At 67.7% G+C, this 20,205-nt stretch carries 18 protein-coding genes; 5 read left to right on the top strand and 13 right to left on the bottom strand.

What is annotated here, in order from left to right; genetic code table 11:
• Positions 1–532: 532 nt before the first annotated feature.
• The 8 genes from AB0L00_RS43235 to AB0L00_RS43200 form a co-directional block, all read right to left on the bottom strand.
• Complete coding sequence (locus AB0L00_RS43235; RefSeq protein ID WP_364443635.1) at positions 533–775, bottom strand: acyl carrier protein; 243 nt, start codon at positions 773–775, stop codon at positions 533–535.
• 58 nt (positions 776–833) lie between these two features.
• Positions 834–1,832 (bottom strand): beta-ketoacyl-ACP synthase III, encoded by a 999-nt coding sequence (locus AB0L00_RS43230; RefSeq protein WP_364443634.1) that lies wholly within the window; start codon positions 1,830–1,832, stop codon positions 834–836.
• Entirely contained in the window at positions 1,829–2,533 is a 705-nt protein-coding gene (locus tag AB0L00_RS43225; RefSeq protein WP_364443632.1) for an AAA family ATPase, read from the bottom strand. The genes AB0L00_RS43230 and AB0L00_RS43225 overlap by 4 nt, the downstream gene beginning before the upstream one ends.
• A gap of 67 nt (positions 2,534–2,600) precedes the next feature.
• Positions 2,601–3,623 (bottom strand): AvrD family protein, encoded by a 1,023-nt coding sequence (locus AB0L00_RS43220; protein ID WP_364443630.1) that lies wholly within the window; start codon positions 3,621–3,623, stop codon positions 2,601–2,603.
• A 107-nt stretch (positions 3,624–3,730) separates the two neighbouring features.
• On the bottom strand, positions 3,731–4,192 hold the full coding sequence (locus tag AB0L00_RS43215; protein ID WP_364443629.1) for a nuclear transport factor 2 family protein: 462 nt from the start codon (positions 4,190–4,192) through the stop codon (positions 3,731–3,733).
• Positions 4,193–4,317: 125 nt separating this feature from the next.
• Complete coding sequence (locus AB0L00_RS43210; RefSeq protein WP_364443628.1) at positions 4,318–5,490, bottom strand: NADH:flavin oxidoreductase; 1,173 nt, start codon at positions 5,488–5,490, stop codon at positions 4,318–4,320.
• A gap of 45 nt (positions 5,491–5,535) precedes the next feature.
• Positions 5,536–6,189 carry an NAD(P)-binding domain-containing protein gene (locus AB0L00_RS43205; RefSeq protein WP_364443626.1) on the bottom strand — a complete coding sequence of 218 codons (654 nt, stop codon included), beginning with the start codon at positions 6,187–6,189 and terminating at the stop codon, positions 5,536–5,538.
• A 153-nt stretch (positions 6,190–6,342) separates the two neighbouring features.
• The gene (locus AB0L00_RS43200) at positions 6,343–7,164 is read right to left on the bottom strand and encodes a helix-turn-helix transcriptional regulator (protein WP_364443669.1); all 822 of its coding nucleotides are present in this window, start codon (positions 7,162–7,164) and stop codon (positions 6,343–6,345) included.
• 585 nt (positions 7,165–7,749) lie between these two features.
• Between AB0L00_RS43200 and AB0L00_RS43195 the strand changes: the two genes are divergently transcribed.
• Entirely contained in the window at positions 7,750–9,117 is a 1,368-nt protein-coding gene (locus AB0L00_RS43195) for an MFS transporter (protein WP_364443625.1), read from the top strand.
• 448 nt (positions 9,118–9,565) lie between these two features.
• Here AB0L00_RS43195 and AB0L00_RS43190 read toward each other — a convergent pair whose 3' ends face one another.
• Positions 9,566–10,549, bottom strand: a complete 984-nt coding sequence (locus tag AB0L00_RS43190) for an aldo/keto reductase (RefSeq protein WP_364443624.1) — start codon at positions 10,547–10,549, stop codon at positions 9,566–9,568.
• Between the two features lie 509 nt (positions 10,550–11,058).
• On the opposite strand from AB0L00_RS43190, the gene AB0L00_RS43185 reads away from it, so the two are divergent.
• Complete coding sequence (locus AB0L00_RS43185; protein ID WP_364443623.1) at positions 11,059–11,895, top strand: DUF1963 domain-containing protein; 837 nt, start codon at positions 11,059–11,061, stop codon at positions 11,893–11,895.
• Between the two features lie 21 nt (positions 11,896–11,916).
• Here AB0L00_RS43185 and AB0L00_RS43180 read toward each other — a convergent pair whose 3' ends face one another.
• Positions 11,917–12,603 (bottom strand): LysR family substrate-binding domain-containing protein, encoded by a 687-nt coding sequence (locus tag AB0L00_RS43180; RefSeq protein ID WP_364443621.1) that lies wholly within the window; start codon positions 12,601–12,603, stop codon positions 11,917–11,919.
• A gap of 55 nt (positions 12,604–12,658) precedes the next feature.
• Between AB0L00_RS43180 and AB0L00_RS43175 the strand changes: the two genes are divergently transcribed.
• The 3 genes from AB0L00_RS43175 to AB0L00_RS43165 all read left to right on the top strand — a co-directional run bounded on the left by AB0L00_RS43175 (position 12,659) and on the right by AB0L00_RS43165 (position 16,515).
• The gene (locus tag AB0L00_RS43175; RefSeq protein ID WP_364443620.1) at positions 12,659–13,042 is read left to right on the top strand and encodes a DUF5997 family protein; all 384 of its coding nucleotides are present in this window, start codon (positions 12,659–12,661) and stop codon (positions 13,040–13,042) included.
• 550 nt (positions 13,043–13,592) lie between these two features.
• Positions 13,593–14,675: an FAD-dependent oxidoreductase gene (locus AB0L00_RS43170; RefSeq protein ID WP_364443618.1), complete on the top strand. Its 1,083-nt coding sequence runs from the start codon at positions 13,593–13,595 to the stop codon at positions 14,673–14,675.
• A gap of 367 nt (positions 14,676–15,042) precedes the next feature.
• A complete protein-coding gene (locus AB0L00_RS43165; protein ID WP_364443616.1) occupies positions 15,043–16,515 on the top strand; it encodes an FAD-binding protein in 1,473 nt (490 codons plus the stop codon).
• 52 nt (positions 16,516–16,567) lie between these two features.
• Here the strand turns inward: AB0L00_RS43165 and AB0L00_RS43160 are convergent, their stop codons facing one another.
• The 3 genes from AB0L00_RS43160 to AB0L00_RS43150 form a co-directional block, all read right to left on the bottom strand.
• Positions 16,568–17,551: a hypothetical protein gene (locus tag AB0L00_RS43160; RefSeq protein WP_364443615.1), complete on the bottom strand. Its 984-nt coding sequence runs from the start codon at positions 17,549–17,551 to the stop codon at positions 16,568–16,570.
• Between the two features lie 523 nt (positions 17,552–18,074).
• Positions 18,075–19,616 carry a carboxylesterase family protein gene (locus AB0L00_RS43155; protein ID WP_364443614.1) on the bottom strand — a complete coding sequence of 514 codons (1,542 nt, stop codon included), beginning with the start codon at positions 19,614–19,616 and terminating at the stop codon, positions 18,075–18,077.
• A gap of 196 nt (positions 19,617–19,812) precedes the next feature.
• Positions 19,813–20,043 carry a hypothetical protein gene (locus AB0L00_RS43150; protein ID WP_364443613.1) on the bottom strand — a complete coding sequence of 77 codons (231 nt, stop codon included), beginning with the start codon at positions 20,041–20,043 and terminating at the stop codon, positions 19,813–19,815.
• Positions 20,044–20,205 lie beyond the last annotated feature (162 nt).

Raw genomic sequence — 20,205 nt, 5'->3', positions numbered from 1 at the left:
GCGGGGTTGGTCGCGCCTGGTTCGGTCATGGTGACGCCGACGCTCTGACGCACTCGCCGCACACCTTCGGTAACAGCCATAACCTGCGGCTTCCGGAATGCCCGAGTTGACCCCGGCCTGCTGCCTGCGACTTCGAACCCACGGATTAAAAGTCCAGGAAAATGCAGGAATTCCCTACTCGACACGGTACCGCCTCGTGTTTCACAGTACCACTACATGCCATTTGGTCCGCGTTCGCGATTCCCTTCGTAGCGCATCGACCCGGCGCCGTATCGGGTGCTGCCGGGCCGTGCCGCGACATACGAGCAGACAACGAGCAAACAACGGGCCCGCGTCGGCGCTGATCGCTCGCGATGGCGACGCCCCGAGTCCCTGCCTCCGAGAGCACCCTTTTGACCTCGTACACCACTTCCGTGGACGCAACCTCTAAGCCGCCGCGATCCGCGTAAGTATGGGTATCTTCCCTACTGAGCGTGGGATCGGGGACGCTGGCTCGGCGGCGTTGTCGACGGGCCTCCGAGCGATGGCCGTCTCACGCCCCAGCGATCCTTTCGTTCACGAGGGTGGCCGCGTTCCCGACGGTCCCGCTGTCGGCCAGTTCGTCGTCGCTGACCTCAACGCCGAACTCTCGCCGCAGGATCACCGAGAGTTCCACAAGGACGAGAGAGTCGAGTTCCAGGTCGTCGAACACGGTGGCCGGCGTGATCACGGCTGCGGCCACCTGAAGGTTCTCGGCCATGACGGCGATGATGCGCTCGGCAACCGAGTCGGTCATGACATGTCTCCTTCGGCGCGCGGTTTCCGTCCCCCATGTGCCGGACGGTTCATCGATTTCAGTCTGCGGTGATGTCAGGCCAGGTCAGCGCGATGGAGCCCCACGTCGCTCCGGCGCCGAAGGCGCTCAGCAGGACACGGTGACCGGGAATGAGCCGACCGGTCTCGACTGCCCGTGACAGCGCCAGGGGGATCGATGCCGCGGAGGTGTTGCCCACCCGGTCGAGGTCGATCACGGTGCGGTCCCGGTCGATTCCGAGCTGGTCGGCCACGGCGTGCAGGATACGGACGTTGGCCTGGTGGGCCACGAGGCAGTCGACCGATTCGGGGCCCCAGCCCGTCCGTGTGAGAAGGGTCTGCGCCGATTCGGCCATCCGCATGACCGCATGGCGAAAGACGGCTCTGCCGTCCATTGTCAGGTGGGCGGGCGCAAGGTCCGGGTCGGTCGATGTGGTCCGCTGACGCGAACCCCCGCCCGGAACGCGAATGAGTTCCGTCAGTGATCCGTCGCTCCCGAGATCGGATTCGAGAAGCGCTCCGGGCTCGTCGTCCCGGCCGGCCCGCAGGACCACCGCACCGGCGCCATCACCGAAAATGATCGAGGTGCTGCGGTCGTCCGGATCGAGAATGGTGGAGAACGTCTCGGCGCCGATCACCAGCACTCGTTCCGCGAGTCTCGCTTCGATGTGGGCGGCCGCGGTGGCCAGGCCATATACGAAACCACTGCAGACGGCCGCGACGTCGAAGGCCGCCACTCGGCCGAGTCCGAGACGCGAGGCGACGTCCGGTGCGGTGGCCGGACACGGATGGTCGGGAGTGGTGGTGGCGAGCACCACGAGGTCGACCAGGTCGGCGTCCGCGGCCTTCAGCGCGCGGCGGCCGGCATCCACGGCGAGATCGCTCGTCGCCATCCGGTCCGTCCAGTAACGCTGCCCTATCCCGGTTCTGGACCGTATCCATTCGTCGGAGGTGTTCAGCCGGAGCGACAGTTCGTCATTGGTCACCAGACGAGGTGGAAGCGCTGTGCCCAACCCGGAGAGGACGGCCGCCCGGGTCATTGCGCCCTGACCGGGACGCGGGCGGTCTCCGGGGTCGTGTCGATCTTCGCGTAGTCCTGCTGGGCTCGTTCGATGGCCTCATCGATGCTCATTCGGGCCGTGAAGCCGAAGATATCCATGATCTTCTCCAAACGCTCCGGGATGGATCCGCCGACGATGTGTACCGGTATCTGCAGGTCGTCGATCACCTTGAGCAACATCTCATCGGCCAGGGCGCGGAACCGTTCATTCACCGGACGATGACCGTCTTTTACGAGGGGGAACTCGATGGGGAGGTGGACGAACGCGTCGTAGGCGGCCTTAGCGTGTTGCCGGGCCGGTATGCCCATCTGCTCCAGGACACCCGCGTAGAACCGGATCTCATCCGTCATCTCCACCGAGTCCACGTGCGCGGATTCGTTCGGATTGATGCCGACCAGGACGCGGACGGTGCCGTAGCACCACTCGTGGAGCGACGACCCGTCGGAGACGAACCCATCGGGTAGGTGACTTTCGTTAACCGCACGCACCTGATTGCGGCGCATGATGAGCATGATTATCTCCGGCGCGGTGCACTCTTCGAGGGTCTTTCCCGGAACCGAGATCGGCAACAGCTCGCGCATCGTCAGGGCGGCACTGCGCGGAATTCCGGTGAGGTGGGATACCGCCATGGTGGTGATGGTCTTTCCAACCGAGTAGGTTCCGGAGATCGCCAGCTTCAATTTTCTCTCCCTCATCGGATCGTGCGTTGGATCAGCGCTGGTCGAGGCCGAGCTTCGCGTGTGTGCGTCAGGAAAGGAGATGGACGACGGAGCAGCGCATGCCGATTCCGTGCAGCTCCGCGACGATGTCGGCCGAGCGCCAGGTCTCTGCCTTGCTGTTCTTCAGTAGCCGGGTATTGTCCAGGAAGGCGATGACGGGCGTCGGGCCCTCGAGCGCCGGGCGCGGCACGGCGCATTCCAGAACGGTGCGCCGCATCCACAGTGTGTTACTCCGCGCCCGGGGGACTCCGTCCAGTTCGTACAGGAGTACCTGGCCGAGTTGGAGGCCCGCCACGAAACAGTCGATCACCGTTGCGGACGCCGGGCGCTCGCCCTCCAGCCCCTGGTTCGGGGCTGTCGCGCCGGGATCGAGCAGGACTCGCACGACGGCTCGCGCCGTCTGTGCCGTCAGATCGACGTCGACGTTATCGACCAGTTGCCGCCTGACCTTGTAACCCGCGCCGAACAGACGTGCCCCGGCATCGCCGAGAAGCACCTGTGGCGACTCGTAAGAGCCGGGGCCCGGATACGGGCGACCCGCTTCGTGGCAGATATCGAACTGGATTTGCATGGTCGCGACGGTGCACTCGACGCTGGTGGTGAGAAGGTCATGGCTGTTTCGGCACTGTGCCAGGGGCCCTGAGACGTGGGCGGTCGCCGCAAAGCCGGACAGGTCCTCCTCGACCGGTCTTCTTCCTGCTTTGACCTTGATCCGCCGCACCGCCATCCGGCGGCGCTGTTCGCGGTCGAGCCGGCGAGTGTGCACCAGATACATCTCGGCCAGCTGCGCGCCGATGACGATGACATCGATCGTGCTCAGATGCGGCCGCTGGTCGACGTCACCCTTGCGCGACCAGTCCGCCGGATACGCCACCGAGGCACGAGACTCGACCTGTCCTGAGCCGTCCGGTCCGGTGGTGATTCGAATGGTGCTCATTCGATGCCGGGACCGTTTGAATCCTTCGCCGAAGAAGCGCCATTGTCTCGGCCCGAGGAACTCATCGACAGAGGTGCCGAAAAGCTCTTGTGGCACCGCATCTTTGGTGGCCATTTTGCCCTCCAGGACAGTTGGCATGGGCCGCTCTAGGAGCCGTGAGAACAGGGCTCTGCGGAGCGGTCAATGATCCAGGGCGAGGGTGACGGTGCGCACGGACGGCCTCAGTTTCCTTGGGTGGCGAGGTCTCTGATATTGCGATTACCGTCTGCCCATATGATCGTCATCGCCAGGGCGTTGATCCGCCAACCACCCTCCGCGCGGATCAGGCCGTATCGGTACTTCCCTCCAAGAGTCCAGGTCGGGGCGCCGTATGGATTCGGGAGAAGGTGCGTCGCCTGGAACATGGCGGTCGCCTCTCCCGCGTTACCGTCAACGCTCACCAATAGGTTGGACACCAAATGCTGCGTCGCCGTGAGTCCTTCTCGATTGCCTCGCCATCTTTCGACCATGTCCTTGCGTGAGACGACCTGTGGCTCTCCGCCGTTGAGACTGCTGTAGTCCAGGGATACCTCGTCTGTGAAGAGTTCGAACAACAGCTCCCACTCACAATGATCCAGGTGCCATGCCATTCGCGTGCAGAGCTCTATGATCTCGAAGCGGTCACGGAGGGACTGGTCGTCCATGTAGAGTCCTATCAAGAAATGAAATCGCGGATTCCAGAGGCTGGTTCTGGTAGTACCGGATCGGGTGGTGGTGTGGCCACCACGGTCGCCACTCCCGCAGTGCGCCACGGAATGCACGCTCTGTGTCAGTCGAGCGTCCTGAGCATGTCGGCGCGAAAGTCGATGAGGTCGTCCAGCCGGCCTTCCCGGATTTTGGTGGGCCACGCCGGGTCGGCGATCAGCGAGCGCCCGACGGCGACGAGGTCGAACTCTCCCCGCTCCAGCCGTTCGGTGACCGCGTCGACATCGCCGGTCTGGGCGCCCACACCGTCCAGATAGGTCAGGAAGTCGCTGTCCTTGAGACCGACCGATCCGACAGTGATCGTGGGTCTCCCGGTGAGCTTCTTCACCCAGCCCGCCAGGTTGAGAGCGGATCCGTCGAACTCCGGCTGCCAGAACCGGCGGGTCGAGCAGTGGAACAGGTCGACGCCGGCGTCAACGAGCGGAGTGAGGAACGCCTCCAGCTGAGGCGGATCGTTCGCGAGCCGGGCGTTGTAGTGACCGACCTTCCACTGGGAGAGACGCAGGCTGATCGGAAAACCGGGGCCGACCGCCCGCCGGCAGGCCCGTACGATCTCGGCACCGAAGCGGGCGCGGTCGGCCACGCCGCCGTTGTAACGATCGGTACGCCGGTTCGTCACCTGCCAGAAGAACTGGTCGATGAGGTAGCCATGGGCCGCGTGCAGCTCGATCCCGTCAAAGCCGATGCGGCGAGCGTCGGCGGCCGCCCGAGCGAACGCGTCGATGACATCGGCGATGTCGGATTCGCTCATCGGGCGGCCCGCAATCTCGAGGACGGCGCTAGAGTCGCCCGTCACTCCGTCCGGATCGACCCCTGAAGGGCTGATCGGGGGGACACCGTCTCGCATCGCACGCCGGGCCCGCGGCGCGGCCCCCCACAGCAGCGGGTCCAGGCCGACGTGCCAGAGCTGTGGTGCTATCCGGCCGCCTGCGGCGTGCACCGCCCGCACCACGCCCGCCCATCCGGCGAGCGCGCCCTCACCGTGGAATCGGGGAATCGCGTCACTGCTCGCCGAGGCCGGGTGGTCGATGACCGTGCCTTCGGTGATGATCAGTCCGACGCCGTTCTCCGCCCGGCGGGCGTAATAGGCGGCGACATCGGGCCCGGGCACGCCGTCCGGTGAGAGCTCTCGTGTCATGGGGGCCATGACGATCCGGTTGTCCAGCGTCAGGGAACCCACCGTGAACTTGGTGAACAGCGGGGCCGTGGAGGTGGACAGGACAGGGATGGTCGCCATGAGGATCCTTCCTTCCGCTCGGCGGGGGCCATCAGGGCGTCACCGTCAGCCCACGAGAGTGACCGCGGCTCGCAGATCGGCCGGAGTGAACATGTGCGGGAAGACCCGTCCGCCCGGGTCCAGCGCGGAGGAGTCGTCCAAACCGCCCAGGTCCACCGGGCTGAACCCCGCGTCGAGGATCAGGTTCGAAACCAGGTCCTTGGCCTCGGCGTCGTCACTGGCGAGGGCCATCCCCCAGAAATGCCGTTGTCGTGTTCCGCGAGACCACAGCAGCTCGTCCATGACATGGGTGAACGCCCTGACGACGGTGCTGTCGGGTAGCAGGTCGGCGGTGCGGCGCCCCTGGGTCACACCCGGATCCAATGTGGAGATGATGCGTCCGTCCGGAGACAGGCCCATTGGGTTGGCAGCGTCGATGACTATCTTTCCGGCCAACCGGTCGCGCACCGTGTCGAGCAGTTCGTCCAGTGCCTGGTGCGGGACCGCGAGCATGACGACGTCGCCGGCCGTCGCCGCATCGGCGTACGACGCCGCTCGTGCGCCCGGTCCCAGTGGCCCGATGAACGAGGCCAGTCGTTGCGGGGAGCGTGAGCCGAACGTGACGGTGTGTCCGGCGGCCAGCCAGTGCCGGCCGATGGGTCGCCCGATGTTGCCGGCGCCGAGAAGGCCGATGCGCCGAGTGCCATTGGCTTGTGTCATCTCGGTGTGTCTCCTTGACGTGACTGTCCGATAGCCCGATTTGCCGAAAGACGCTTGCGCGAGAGCACCGCCCATCGGGTGAGACCTGATGTCCACCGATCAATGGGAAGCGTGATGAACCCATCGATTGCGAAACGAAGGGTGATGGTGCGTTCAGAGTTTGGCGGTCAGGTGCTGAAATTCTAGGTTCGCGTTCGTTTCGGAACATGGCGTGTACAGCATGATCCTGAGGTCGACGCGCTCGACGAAGCCGAGGGAGATGTGCTCGAAAGAAAGGATCCTATGGTCGGGGCACCGGACCTCGACGTGACTCGTCTCGCAGCCTCTGGTCTCGTGTCGCGCCCAGAGTTCAGCGAAGCGTGGGCTGGCCGACGAAAGCCTCCTGGCCATTCGGTCGAAGCTCGGATCGTCTGGGAAACGTGCCGCCTGGACACGGAACTGTCCGACGAGCTGCACTGCCATCTCGTCCCATCGTGGATACCGACTTTTGGCCAACGGATCCGTAAAGAACGCCGATAGGTAGTTGTACTCCTTGTCGTCGATCCCGAGAACCGAACGGGCCATCGCGTTCGCGGCTAATGTGTTCCAGTAGCGATCAACGACATAGGCGGGCGCCGGAAGCCATCCGTCGACAACTCGCTGGAGGTGGGGTGTGACTCCAGCCGTCGCGGTAACCCCTGGCGGCGGCAGTTTGCCGGCGAGCCGGTACAAGTGCGCTCGCTCTGTGGAGTCGAGTCGCAGGGCGCTGCCGACGGCATCGAGAACGCCATCGGAGACTTGGATGTCCCGGCCCTGTTCGAGCCACGTGTACCACGAGGCACTCACCCCGGCCAGCACGGCGACCTCCTCGCGACGGAGGCCTGGCGTATGACGTCGGCCGGCCTCCGGCAACCCTACATCGCCCGGAGAAATACGAGCTCTGCGGGACCGGAGAAAATGGCGTAGCGCCTCTCGTCTCGTACCTTGACCATCCACTCTTGAGTGTTCGGATGTCACGTCGCCGAAGCTAGATCAGCCGAATAGTCATGTCAATTACTCGCAGCAGATTTTTCTTGCATCACATATCGTGATGGCAATTCAACCACCAGCGACAAACACTGCTTCTTGCTGGAGTGAAAGCCCTGTTCGGGGATGTATGAGGCGATCGTGCGAGCCCTGTCGCATCTAGGGTGATATTTGCTATTTTGTCCTCTGTCGCGTGGTGTCGTGATCAGAGTGGAACGTGCCAGCCTGCAGTGATTTACTGGTGTAAATAGTAATAGGATTGACAATGCTCCCGGTCGGATAGGTAGCTGAATCGCGCCTATGTTGCGCCGAGTGTCCTGTGCGGGTCGAGGTTACGGCGCCTGAGCCGGCCTGCGAGCCGGCCCGTCTCGCCTCCCGGGTCCGGCGGATGACCCGGCGGCATGGATGCGTCGCGTCGGTTGCGTCGGTGATCCTGATCGTCGGTCGAGGAGGCGGCGAATCCACGCTCGTCGTCGTTGACACATATCGACGTATTGGGTTATGTAAGAGGTAATGTCGCAACCTAATGAGAAGGCAGAGGTCGGAGCGGTTCGGGTGGCAGACGACATTGCCGCTGCCGGACAGGCGATCTCCGGCAAAATCAAGATCATCGCGCTTGCCACCGGATTCGTCATGGCGAGCCTGGACATCACCGTGGTGAACGTCGCGGGAGCGACGATCCAGGCGCGGTTGCACACCACGCTCACCGAGCTCACCTGGGTTGTGGACGGCTATGTCCTCACCTTCGCCTCGCTGCTGCTCCTCGGGGGTGGCCTGGCCAACCGCATAGGCGCGAAGACCGCGTACATGAGAGGCATGGGGGTCTTCTCCATCGCATCCCTGGCGTGCGCGCTCGCTCCCAACGGCGGCGCGCTCATCGGCGCTCGGCTCGTCCAGGGGGCCGGAGCCGCGCTGTTCATGCCGAGTTCCCTGGCCTTGCTCGTGTACTCCTTTCCTGATCGGCGGGAGCGCACGAGGATGCTGGGTCTGTGGTCCGCCATCGTGGCCGCTTCGGCCGGGTTCGGGCCGACGATCGGTGGCATCGTGGTCAACGCCTTCGGCTGGCGAAGTGTCTTTCTGCTCAATCTGCCGATCGGCCTCATCGGCATGCTGATGACCCATCGTTACATCGCCCCAGCCGCCGGCCGCTCCACAAGACTGGCCGTGTCCGGGCACATCGGGTGGATCACCGCGCTCGCCGCGCTGAGCTACGCGCTGATCGAAGGACCTCATCTGGGCTGGTATGCCGCGTCGGTCCTTGTGGCGTTCGCCGTGGGCGTCGGTGCCACCGGACTGCTGGTGGCACGCGAACGCCGTACCGATAACCCGATCATGCCCTGGGCGCTGTTCCGAGACCCTTGCTTCTCCGGGGCCAACGCCGTCGGCTTTCTCTTCAACCTCGCCCTGTTCGGCAATCTCTTCATGCTCGGCCTGTTCTTCCAGCACGCGCGAGGTGCCAGCCCCTTCCGAGCCGGGCTGGAGCTGCTGCCGGTGACCTTCTCCTTTCCGCTGGCCAACGTCGTGTTCTCCCGGATCTCCGCGAGATTCACGAACGGCACGCTGCTCACGGTCTTCCTTCTGGTGGCCGGAGTGGCGTCCATCTCCATGATCGTGGTGTCACCCGGAACGCCCTACTGGGTGATGGCCGTTGTCATCGGGGTCGCCAACGTCGGAGCCGGGGTCATCGCTCCCGCCATGACGGCGGCTCTGGTCGACGCGGCAGGACGCGAACATGCCAACATCGGCGGTTCGATGCTGAATGCCAACCGCCAGATCGGCTCGCTCGTCGGCGTCGCGGCGGTAGGTGCCGTGCTGCACGTCGCACACGACTGGTATCAGGGCGCGGCGGCCTCGTTCCTGCTCGTCGGTGTCGTCTATCTCATCGGTGCGCTCTGCGCCTGGCGCCTCATCGCGAAGCCCTAGCCCGGGCATGACCTGACAGTGCTCCCGGTGATGCTCCCGGCCGTGCTCCCCCTCGGCATGAGATGGGTGGAGGTCACGACGATTGCGCCCGGCGGGCGGTCAGGGTGGTCCAGCGTTGCTGGAGCCGGCCCCCAGAGTGGTGGCTGGTGCCGGTGATCACCTTGGGCCCCGCGGGCGTGCTGACCGTGACCGGAATCAGCCCCACGCGGGCGGGTTCGGAGAACGACGCGGCGGCCGAATTCGCCGCGGCGAGCGCCGCCAGGTTCCATACCGCCGCACGCCCGGTGGCAATGAGAATGGTCTCGGCGACGGTGAACGTCGCCGTTCGCGGCTTCTGCTCTGCACCTTGTCAACCGGGACCGAGCGGTGGATGTGTTCACGGTCCGCGAGCCGGCCGCCCTGCGCGCTCACGCCCCGCAGTGACCGCGAGCACGGAGCGGCGGGCCGTTCAGGCCCGTACGGGCGCCCGCTCGTCGAGAAGGCCCGCCGCGATCAGATCGGCCCACACCTGATCCGGCACCTCCGTCCGGTACGCGGCGATGTTGGCCCGTACCTCGTCCGGTGAGCGCATGCCGACCACGATGCCGGCGACCGCCGGATGCAGCAGGGGGAACGCCATCGCCGCCTGGGGGAGAGTCACACCGTGTGCCTCGCACACGGCGGCGATCCGACGTGCCCGCCGCAGGATCTCCGGCGAGGCAGGGGCGTAGTCGAAGGACGCTCCCTCGGCGGGGCGAGGGACCGCGAGCAGGCCGGAGTTGAAGATCGAGGCAGCCAGCACCGACACGCCGCGTGCGGTGCACGCCGGCAGCAGGTCGTCGAGCGCGCTGTGGTCCAGCAGCGTGTAGCGGCCGGAGAGCATCACCACGTCGACATCGGTCTCCTCGACCAGTCTGGTCAGCATGCCGGGGTGGTACATGCCCGCCCCGACGGCGCCCACCACCCCCTGGGAACGCAGCTCCGCCAGCGCCGGGTACCCGTCGCGCAGCGCGTCCTCGAAGTGCTCCTCCGCGTCATGCAGAAACAGCACGTCGATGCGGTCCACGCCCATCCGGGTCACGGAGTCCTCGACACTGCGCAGGACGCCGTCACGGGAGAAGTCCCACACCCGACGGTGCGTGGCCGGCACGTGGAACGCCTCGTCCTGCCGTCCGGCCGGGTCCTGCTCCACGAGGAGCCGTCCGACCTTGGTCGAGAGGGTGAAGTCGCCTCGGGGCATGGCCCGGAGGAACTCACCGGTTCGGCGCTCCGAGTGCCCGACGCCGTAGTGCGGCGAGGTGTCGAAGTAGCGGATGCCGCAACTCCAGGCCGCGTCAAGCGTGTCGGTGGCGGTGTCGTCGTCCAGTGGTGCGAAGAGGCCGCCGAGAGGGCCGCCGCCGAAGCCCAGCTCCGTGACCGCCACCGTGCTGCGCCCCAGCCGTGCCGTCCTCATCCGGTCGGTCTCCTCCGTACGGCATCCACGTGCGACGCACAGAGTGTCGCGGCGCCGAACCCGCGCGTCCGACCGGTTTTCGCCCCGGCACGGGCGTCCGGGGCGCCGATTCGTCGCGGTCGAACGCCGGGTTCATAGGGGTGGGGTGGGTACGGGGGTCTCCTCGATCTCTCCGAGCCGGCCTTCGCTGACGGCCCGGTCAGCCGCACTTCGGGCTCGCTATGGCCGAGTTGCCCGGCCGCACCGCGAGGGGCCCTAGGGTGATGATCCCCCTGCTCAAGCCCCCGACGCTGACACAGTGTGATTCGCCGCGAAGTGTCGTCCTCTCGCACTACTGTCGCGTGCGCGGGGTCGGCGGCCGTCAGCGTGCTCCGGAATGGCGGCCGCCGATGCGGCGCCTCGTCCTGTCTCGCCAGTTCCCAACGCGAGAAGGACGCATTCGCCTGGACGATCTGGAGACCCTTATGGTTTTCGCGAGTTACGAGGAAGCGCACGCGAGGGTGCGCGAGTTGTGCATCGAACACCTGGGCGAGCACATCGGCGCGCAGGTCGCGGCGCTGGCCAAGCCCGCCTTCGGCCTGCGCCCGGTGAAGCCCGGCATCGAGCCCGCCGGCCTCGGCCGCTGGGGCGGCCCGGCCCTCCTGAACCCCGGAACGCCGTGGCCCGACTACGACGGCGTCCCACTGAGCCTCTTCGCCGTCCTGGACGTCGACGCCCTCGGCCCCTGGCTGGCGGACGAGCGTCCGCCCGTCGGCGACCAGCTCCTCAACATCTTCTACTGCGACCCCGACCCCGGCCGCGGATACGAGCTCGGGAACGCCCCCATTCCTGACTACGAGGGCCCGCGATACTGCCGCATCATCCCGGCGGACCCGGCACGGGCGATCGAGATGGACGCACCCGCACCTGCGACGATCCGCGACCCCGAGCCGTTCTACACCGTGCCGGTCATCACGATTCCCTCGGCCCAGGGCGTCACCTACGACCCGATTCTCGACACGCTGGACTACGGCGGCGAGACCGACGGATCCCCGTACTACGAATCCCTGCCCGGCTGGCTGATCGGGGACAAGCTCGGCGACGCCTGGCGCGACTTCTGCCACCGAGTACAGGGGCTCTACACGTACGAGGACGTGCGCTTCTCCCCGGACCAGGCCTTCGGCTGGCCGCACATGGAGAACACCTTCCCCCTGAAGGAGATGTCGGAGGACGAGCCGTACCGCCACATCATCACCATCGGCCACTACGACATGGGCGACGGCGGCTACCTGCACTTCGTCCTGCCGGCGAAGGCCCTCCGCGACGGCGACTACACGCAAACAGTCGCCTTTCTCGAAGGCTTCTAACGTTGCAGTCCCGACGCCTTTTCACGTCCGGCGGCGCGTCCGGCGGCGAGGCTTGGGAGTGGAGCGCTTTTGCGGGAGCTTCTTACGGGTGGGTTCTTGTTGTTGGGGGGTGCGGCCACGGGAGCTGTTGGGGGTGCGGCCGCGGACGATGCCGATCAGTTCCTCCATGAGGTCGGTCGTCGCGGCCTCGAGCCAGGCCAGGCCGATCTGGGACTGGGGGGCGTCGGTCACGGTGCGGTAGGTGAGGTCTTTGCGGTGGTGGAGGCGGGCCAGAGACTGAGGGAGCAGTAGGACGCCGGCCCCCGACGCCACCAGCTCGATCGCGTCCGCCGTGCTCTCCGGACGGGTGAAGGCGGGCTGCCCGGGGCGGTCGCCCCAGGGCAAGACCTCGTCGAGCGGCTCGAACACATCCTCGTCGGCGAGATCGGCAAGCTCCACCTCCTCGACCGCGGCCACCGCGTGATCCTTCGGCACCACCACCACGGTCGTCTCCAGGTACAGCGGGATCACGTGGAGGGCCTCGCGATCGACGGGCAGGCGCACGAACGCCGCGTCCACGCCGCCGTCCCGCAGCAGGTGGACAGCCTCGGCGGCAGGCATCTGGATCAGCCGAAGCGGCACCTCCCGCACCCGCTCGGCCCACACCCCGGCCCATTTCCCGGGCGTCACCCCCGGGGCGTAGGCCAGCCGGAACTCGCCCTTGGTCATTTTCTCAGCCTAGCCGCGTCCAGACGGCTCCCTCCCGCTGGCTACCCTTGATTTCATGAGCACGTCCAAGGCGAAGACGCCGCAGACCATGAAGCCGGCGACCGCGGCCAAGAAGCTGGGGATCCTGCTGTCGGCAGCGCCCGCCGAGTTCCAGGAGGGCGTCGTCTCCCGGGACGAGCTGAACGCGCTCCAGGCCGACCCGCCCTCTTGGCTCGCCGACCTGCGCCGCGTGGGCCCCCACCCCCGCCAGGTCGTCGCCGCCAAGCTCCGCGTCTCCGCCTCGGGCCTGGCCCGTGCCGGCATCACGGGCCCCCTCACCACCGCCGAGATCGAGGCCTTGAAGGCCGAAAAGCCCGACTGGCTGGAACGCGAGCAGGCCATCCAGACCAAGGTCCGCCAAGAGGAGCTCCGCCTCAAGCAGCAGCGCGCCAAGGCCTGACCCACGGGACCGAGGTAGGGCTCTGCAGCTGGATGCCCCGACCGATCTCCGACGTGTCCCTTAGGGAGGCCGCTCCCTGCCCGGATCGGCTCTGGAGTAGGCCTGGCCTCACCAGCCTGTGCGTCCATGCACACACTGCACCATCCCTTCGCTCCCTGACCTCCTCCGAACCTCCGGCGCAGTCTGGTCGTCTCATGTCCTGGACGTGCAGCGATCGGAGGGCGCGCCGGACGTGACATACGGCATACGGCTTGAGCCGGCCATCGTGTGGCGTTCGAGCCGTTCGTGGGCCATTCCGCCATTCGCTTGCTAACCGCAGTCGATAACGGAAAGGCGTAACGCGCGATGGCTGTGAGCCGGAGAGATTTTCTGCGGGGGGCCGGCCTGGCCGTGACCGGAGCGGTGACCATGGCCGGCGGCGTGGGATGTGAACACTCCGGCGGAAGCGTCACCATCGTCGGCGTCCCGCACGCCGAACGCACCTGACTGGTCGGCGCTCGGCAGATCGCTGGCGGGCCGGCTCGTCCGACCGGACGACAACGACTACGCCGTGGCACGCAGGAACTTCAACCCCCGCTTCGACACGGTTCGTCCGGCGGGCATCGCCTACTGCGAGAACCCGCACGACGTCTCGGAGTGCCTGAACTTCGTCCGGCGCTTCGGTCTTCCGGTGACGCCACGCTGCGGAGGGCACAGCTACACCGGCGCCTCACTCGTACCGGGGCTGGTCATCGACGTGAGCCCGATGTCCGCGATCCGGGCCGACGCCCCGTCGGAGACCGCGACGATCGGCGCGGGGGCCCGGCTGATCGATGTGTACGACAAGCTCAGCGCCGCCGACGTCTCGATACCGGCCGGGTCCTGTCCGACGGTCGGCATCTCCGGCCTGACTCTCGGCGGCGGCATCGGTGTCGTCTCCCGCGCGCACGGGGTCCTCTCGGACAATCTCCGCGCGATCGAATTGGTCACGGCGGACGGGCGAAAGCTCACCTGCGACGCGAAGAACAATTCCGATCTGTTCTGGGCCTGCCGCGGAGGAGGGGGAGCCACCTTCGGCGTGGTGACCTCCTTCACCTTCGCCACCCACCCGACCTCCGAGATCGTCGTGTTCTTCCTCAACTGGCCGTGGTCGGCCGCCCGATCAGCGATCGACGCCTGGCAACACTCACGCGAGCCCGAGTATGCGGCCTCGCAGATCTTCACGCGCCCGATGGACGGGACGGCCATCGACACGATCCTCGCCGCGGTCCAGCGACGTGGTGGGCTCTCGGGAGGCGGGCAGGGCGGGATCGCCCTCGACGCGCTGGGTGGCGCCGTGAACCGCGTGGCTCCCGACGCCACCGCCCTCGTCCACCGAAACGGCCTGTTCAACGCGCAGATCACGACAACGTGGACCACGGACGCACCGACCGACGCGATCAGGGCTCAGCAGAACTGGCTGCGCTCCCTGCACGCGGCGATGAAGCCATCCGCGAGCGGCCAGGCGTACCAGAACTACGCCGATGCCGGGCTGACGGACTGGAAGCAGGCATACTTCGGCGCCAACTACCCCCGGCTACTCACGGTGAAGAACCGGTACGACCCGGATCGGGTCTTCCGCATCCCGCAGACGGTCGGCACGGCCACCAAGTAATTTGAGGGGCCCATTACCAAATCGCCACGGTGGAGAGAAGCGGGCCAGCGCCCGGATCCCTTGGGGTGTGGCTCCACCTGCAGGAAGGTGATGGCTCCCTTTCCGGCCGGACGGCGGGTCCTTAGCTTCGAAGATCCGTACATCGATCGCGGTCGGGCGATGCGGCGGTGGGGGCGAGGCAGTTGCTCGATCGCACATGATCCTCTGAAGGAGGACGACCATGGTCGAGTCCACCAGACGCGCCCTTTTGCGTGCAGGCGCGGCGGCTGCCGTGTCAGGTCCTGCAGCCGCGCTCGTGGCTTCCTGGCATGCGCCGGTAAAGGCCGCTCCGCAGCTCGAAGGCGTCCCTGCGTTCGGTTCGGTCACGGTGGGCCCGGATGACCCGCGTTACCGCTCGCTGGCGCTCAGGGCTTACAACCGTCGCTTTCACGGCAAGCCCGAACAGATCCGACTGGTCGGCTCGACAGAGGACGTCGTACGCGCGGTCGACGAGGCGGTACGCACGAAGCGGCGGATCGCCGTGCGCAGCGGCGGCCACTGCTTTGAGAACTTCGTGGACGACCCGGACGTACGCCTGCTCATCGACATGGTCGCGATGACGCAGGTCGGCTATGACAAGCGCCGCAACGCCTTCATGGTCGAGGCGGGAGCGACGCTGGGCGAGGTGTACCGGAAGTTGTTCCTCGGCTGGGGCGTGACCATCCCCGGCGGAACCTGTCCCAGCGTCGGGGCAGGTGGACACATCTGCGGCGGCGGATACGGGGCACTGTGCCGCATGTACGGCCTGACCGTCGACCACCTGTTCGCGGTCGAGGTGGTCGTTGTGGACCGGTCGGGCAAGGCCAGAAGCGTGGTGGCCACCCGGGAACCGTCAGATCCCAACCGGGACCTGTGGTGGGCGCACACCGGAGCCGGGGGCGGCAACTTCGGGATCGTCACCCGCTACTGGTTCCGCTCCCCCGACGCGCAAGGCACCGACCCCGGTGGGCTCCTGCCCAGGCCGCCTTCCACAGTCCTGAGCTACTCCTTGGACTGGCCATGGGCGGAACTCGACCGGGACTCGTTCGTCAGGCTGATGCGAAACTACGGGGAATGGGGGGAGCGCAACTCGGCACCCGGCTCCCCTGCGGCCGCCCTCTACGGCGAGTTCGCCCTCTCCGGCAAGCCCAGTGAGACCATCGGCATCTCCGGTCAAGTAACCGCCGACAGCGGTGCGGAGCGGATCCTCGACGACCTGGTGACCACGCTCGGCCGCGGCGTCGGCGCACGGCCGGTGCGGCAGTCGTCCACCCTGCCCTGGCTCGCCTCGGCGACGCAGGCGATCAGCGGCGACTCCACATCCTTCGACCGCCGCCTCAAGTTGAAGTCGGGGTATCGACGCCGCCGCTGCACCGACCAGCAGATCGCCACCGCCTACCGGCACCTCACCCGGGCCGACCACGACGATCCGAACGGTCACTTGTTCATCAACACCTACGGCGGGCGCGTCAACACCGTCCACCCCGGCACGACCGCGATGCCGCACCGTGACTCGATCTTCCTGGTCGGCTTCCTCGCCGGCTGGCAGGGCGCGGCCGAGGACTCCCGGCACCTGACGTGGGTCCGCGAGTTCTACCGCGACTTCTACGCCGGTGGCGGCGGCGTTCCGGCCGGTGAGGACGACGACGGCGCATTCATCAACTACGCGGACGCGGACCTGGCCGATCCTCGGTACAACACGTCGGGCACTCCATGGCACGCCCTCTACTACAAAGACGACTACGCACGGCTTCAGCAGGTCAAGCGCCGCTGGGACCCGCGCGACGTGTTCCACCACGCGCTGTCGATCCGTCCCGCCTGAACCTCTCGCGGCCCGTCCGAGTCGGCGAGAATCGGCAGGTCGAAGCACGGAGTCACCTGTTGGTACGGGTCGCCCATATCGCATTGTGGCCGTCGTAGATCACCAAGTTGTAGTCGGCCTGGAGCACCAGCGTCGCGCCATTGTGACCGGGCGTTCCCGACGCCCAGATCGCCTGTCTGCCGTTGATGTAGACGACCAGATTCCCGTCGGTTTGGAACTCGGCGTACGCACCGGCGTGATGCGTCCCGGTGGACCAGATGATCTTGCCGCTCGTGTCTCGCAGCACGAGGTTGCCGCCCGTCTGCATGGTCAACGCGAGACGGTTCGTGCGCAGGGTCTTGCCCGGGTTGAGGTCGTATGACGCGTGCACTTCGAGTGCCCACGGGTTCCCGCCCGACATCGGCTTCTCACCCGCAGGGACGCCCTTGCGGGCCGTTTTAGTCGAGGGACCGCTCTTTTGAGCCGCATGGGCGCGAGGCGCGTGGGTGCTCGGTGAAGGTTTGCCGGCGGCCTTGGGCTCGGCGCTCTTGGTGGCCGCCGGTTTGTGCGTCGCGTGTGCGGAGGGTGTCGAGGTCGGGGTGGCCGACGGGGACATGGAGGTGTACGCGCCCGGCAGAGGTTGCTGACCGTTGCCGGCCAGCACCCTGTCGGCCGTCGCCGCGGCGGGGTGCTTCTTGGCGTGGTGCGAGCCCGTGCCGATCAGCAGGATCGGGACCGCGAGCAGGACGACCCCGCCGATCGCGACCGCGGCCAGCACGGGTTTCCTCGGCCGGTCCGGCGGCATCTCCTCATCGTTCACCGCGCCGATCTGCGGGGCGGCCGCCACCGCGACGTCCGTGTCCGGAGCGGAGTCCTCCTGCTCCTTCGCCGTCGACGGTGTGTCCTTCGGCCGCTCCTGGGTCTCGTCGGCCTTCTTCTCCTCGGTGGCGGACCGGTCGCCCTCGTCGGCCGGCTCGGCGTCGGCGTCCGGCGCCAGATCTCCGGCGGCAGGCGCCAGATCTCCGGCCTCCTCGATGTCCGCCTTGGGCAGTTCCACCGGCCGACGGATACCGAGCGACTCCGCGCGTTCACCGGGTCCTGACTGCGAAGACAAGATCGCTCTCCTTAGGTCTGCATCAGATCGTGGGGGCGCCGCGTCCAGCGGCGCCCCGGCCAGGTGCTGCGGGACGTCCCTCCCGCTGCGGGCACATGCCGGCGCAGCGCTTCGTCGAGCCGCGCCGGCGTGGCTCGGTCGGCGTCGTCCAGGGCTCCGGTCCGGTCGGTCCCCGGGCCGGTATCCTCCGGCGGGTCACGATCTACCTCCGGTGACGGATTCGGTCGCGGCGAGAGAGATGGCCGGTCGTCCGTGCACCTCCCCCACGCGAGGGCGCGGCGGTCCAAGATCGACCCCTCGCCCCGTACGCAGGCGGTATCGGCGGTAGGCCGACCCCTCGGTACGGCATACGAATCCCACCGCGTTCGGGTTCACCAACGGACGGCTCCGTTCTCGGGGGGAGTTCCTGCTCGAACGTCGGGCCTGGCAGGGCCGTGCCGGGGCGGGCGGGCGTTCCTTCGGGCCGCTACCGATCGATCAGGGGAAGTGGCGGGAAGGTGTGCTGCCGCCACAGCAGCCGGGAGGCCTCCTCCGGGTAGGCGGTGACGGCCGGTCGGGTGTCGAGGAGCTGGACGAGCCGCCGCTCGGCGTCGTACGCGGGCCAGCCGGGGTCACCGTCGGCGGCGAATGCCGCCCACGCGGCGCGGATCCGTGCGGACAGCGCCTCCGCCTCCGCGGAAGGGGTTTCGCCGATCAGCATGGCGGGCCGGCCACTGCTCAGGTTGCCGAAGACGAGCGGTACGTCGAGGCCGTGGCAGGCGCCGAGGGCGCCGCTCATGCCCGGGGCGGGCCAGGTCAGCTCGTAGAAGTAGGTCCGGCCGCCGGAGGCGGCGTGCGCCTGGGCGAGGTGGAGCGTCGGCATGCGGAACAGCCAGTCGGCATTGACCAGTTCGTACAGCTCCTCCGGGCCGGCGGCCGGAAAGCCCTCGCGGTAGCGGCGGGCGCCGTCCGGGCCGGGGGCGAGGGTGTGCAGGGCGGTTTCGGCCTGTTCCTCGGTCACCTGGCCCAGCACGCCATCGATCAGGCTGAACAGCCGGTGCTCGTCGCGGACGTGGCCCACGAGCAGGTCGACGTTCCGGCCGGCACCGTTGGCCAACGCCTCCCAGGGGGTGGCCGGCAGGACGTCGCCGTCGACGACGGGTGAGAACGGGATCGGCCGGTGGGTGATCGGGCCCCAACGGTCTTTCCATCGGTCGATCTTCGCGGCGACGGCGTCGCCCGCGACGGGCAGCCGGGAGGGATCCACGGCGGACAGGTCGGCCACTGTGGGCCGCACCCCTAGTTCGGCGGCGCAGGCGGCGGCGATGTCGGCGGCGAGTTCCGGCGAGAAGAACGTCCCCGGCACGCTCTGTGCGATGGCCCGGCGGAAGAGCCCGGCCGCCCGCGGCATCGCCAGTAGCGCGGCGACCGATCCACCGCCCGCCGACTGACCGAAGACCGTCACCCGGTCCGGGTCGCCGCCGAAGGCCCGGATGTTGGCGCTCACCCACCGCAGCGCGGCGACCTGGTCGAGCAGGCCCCGGTTGGCGGGGGCACCGTCGACGTGCGCGAAACCCTCCATGCCCAGCCGGTAGTTGAGCGTCACGACGACGACGCCGCCGGCGGCCAGCCGGCCTCCGGCGAATTCCGGAAGGCTGGACGCGCCGATCACGTAGCCGCCGCCGGGGATCCACACCAGCACCGGCAGGCCGGCCGCTGGAGCCGGATCGGGCGACCAGACGTTGACCGAAAGCCAGTCGTCGCCCGCCACGCCCTGCGCGAGCCCGTCCATCCCGAGCAGGCCGGCCTGCGGAGGCGGCGGGCCGTAGGAGACCGCCGCCCGCACCCCCGTCCAGCCGCGTACCGGCCGCGGTGCGGCGAATCGGAGCGCACCGACCGGCGGCTCGGCGTACGGGACGCCGCGGAAGACCGCCAGCCCCGCCTCCCGGCTGCCGCGTAACACCCCCGCCGCCGTACGGACCTCGAGCTCGGGCGCGGACTCGGACGACTTGGCTGCGGTGGCGGTCACGACGGTTCCCCTCCGGCGAATCGGGCGGCCGAGCCCGACTCCGCGGATCATCCCACCCGCGTCGAGATACCGGCCAGCCATTTACCGCCGGGGCTCCCCCGCCCTGCTCGCATCAGGCACCACTGCCGGCAGGTACGGGAGAGCTAGATAAGCCGCTGCGGCCGTTGGCCGTTGGCGACCTGCCCGATGAGGCGGCTCAGGTGCCTTCGCCGGTGCCGCGTCGGCGTGAACGGGAGTCGCCTTCCAGCCCCTCGACCGCACCGAGGAGGGCGCGGAGCCCGACCTCTTCGCGCTGGACGTCGGTGGGGTCGAACAGCCACTTCGAGGGCGGCAGTTCGGCGGACTCCTTCGGGCGGCTCAACTCCGACGCGGTCAGTTCCGCCTCGATCTCGACCTCGAGTTCGATCACCGGATCAGTGCCGGACATGGGATCGACCTTTCTGGCTCGTGGGTGTAGGAGGGGCTGGGCGCTATTCGCCGGCGTCGCTCGCCATCCAGTCGGCGTACTTGAGCTCGCCGAGGGTCGCGCCGTCGCCCGGCACGAGATCGCTCTCCCGCATCTCGGCGCCGAAGTAGTGCGCGTGCGGGT

This window comes from Actinoallomurus sp. NPDC052308, from assembly GCF_040679195.1.
Lineage (GTDB): Bacteria > Actinomycetota > Actinomycetes > Streptosporangiales > Streptosporangiaceae > Actinoallomurus > Actinoallomurus liliacearum.
This window is presented reverse-complemented; position numbering and strand designations above follow the sequence as displayed.

What these genes read in the sequence shown, in the direction of transcription:
- AB0L00_RS43235 (WP_364443635.1), bottom strand. Translation starts at nt 775, where the DNA reads ATGACCGACTCGGTTGCCGAGCGCATCATCGCCGTCATGGCCGAGAAC.
- AB0L00_RS43230 (WP_364443634.1), bottom strand. Translation starts at nt 1,832, where the DNA reads ATGACCCGGGCGGCCGTCCTCTCCGGGTTGGGCACAGCGCTTCCACCT.
- AB0L00_RS43220 (WP_364443630.1), bottom strand. Translation starts at nt 3,623, where the DNA reads ATGGCCACCAAAGATGCGGTGCCACAAGAGCTTTTCGGCACCTCTGTC.
- AB0L00_RS43215 (WP_364443629.1), bottom strand. Translation starts at nt 4,192, where the DNA reads ATGGACGACCAGTCCCTCCGTGACCGCTTCGAGATCATAGAGCTCTGC.
- AB0L00_RS43210 (WP_364443628.1), bottom strand. Translation starts at nt 5,490, where the DNA reads ATGGCGACCATCCCTGTCCTGTCCACCTCCACGGCCCCGCTGTTCACC.
- AB0L00_RS43205 (WP_364443626.1), bottom strand. Translation starts at nt 6,189, where the DNA reads ATGACACAAGCCAATGGCACTCGGCGCATCGGCCTTCTCGGCGCCGGC.
- AB0L00_RS43190 (WP_364443624.1), bottom strand. Translation starts at nt 10,549, where the DNA reads ATGAGGACGGCACGGCTGGGGCGCAGCACGGTGGCGGTCACGGAGCTG.
- AB0L00_RS43180 (WP_364443621.1), bottom strand. Translation starts at nt 12,603, where the DNA reads ATGACCAAGGGCGAGTTCCGGCTGGCCTACGCCCCGGGGGTGACGCCC.
- AB0L00_RS43175 (WP_364443620.1), top strand. Translation starts at nt 12,659, where the DNA reads ATGAGCACGTCCAAGGCGAAGACGCCGCAGACCATGAAGCCGGCGACC.
- AB0L00_RS43150 (WP_364443613.1), bottom strand. Translation starts at nt 20,043, where the DNA reads ATGTCCGGCACTGATCCGGTGATCGAACTCGAGGTCGAGATCGAGGCG.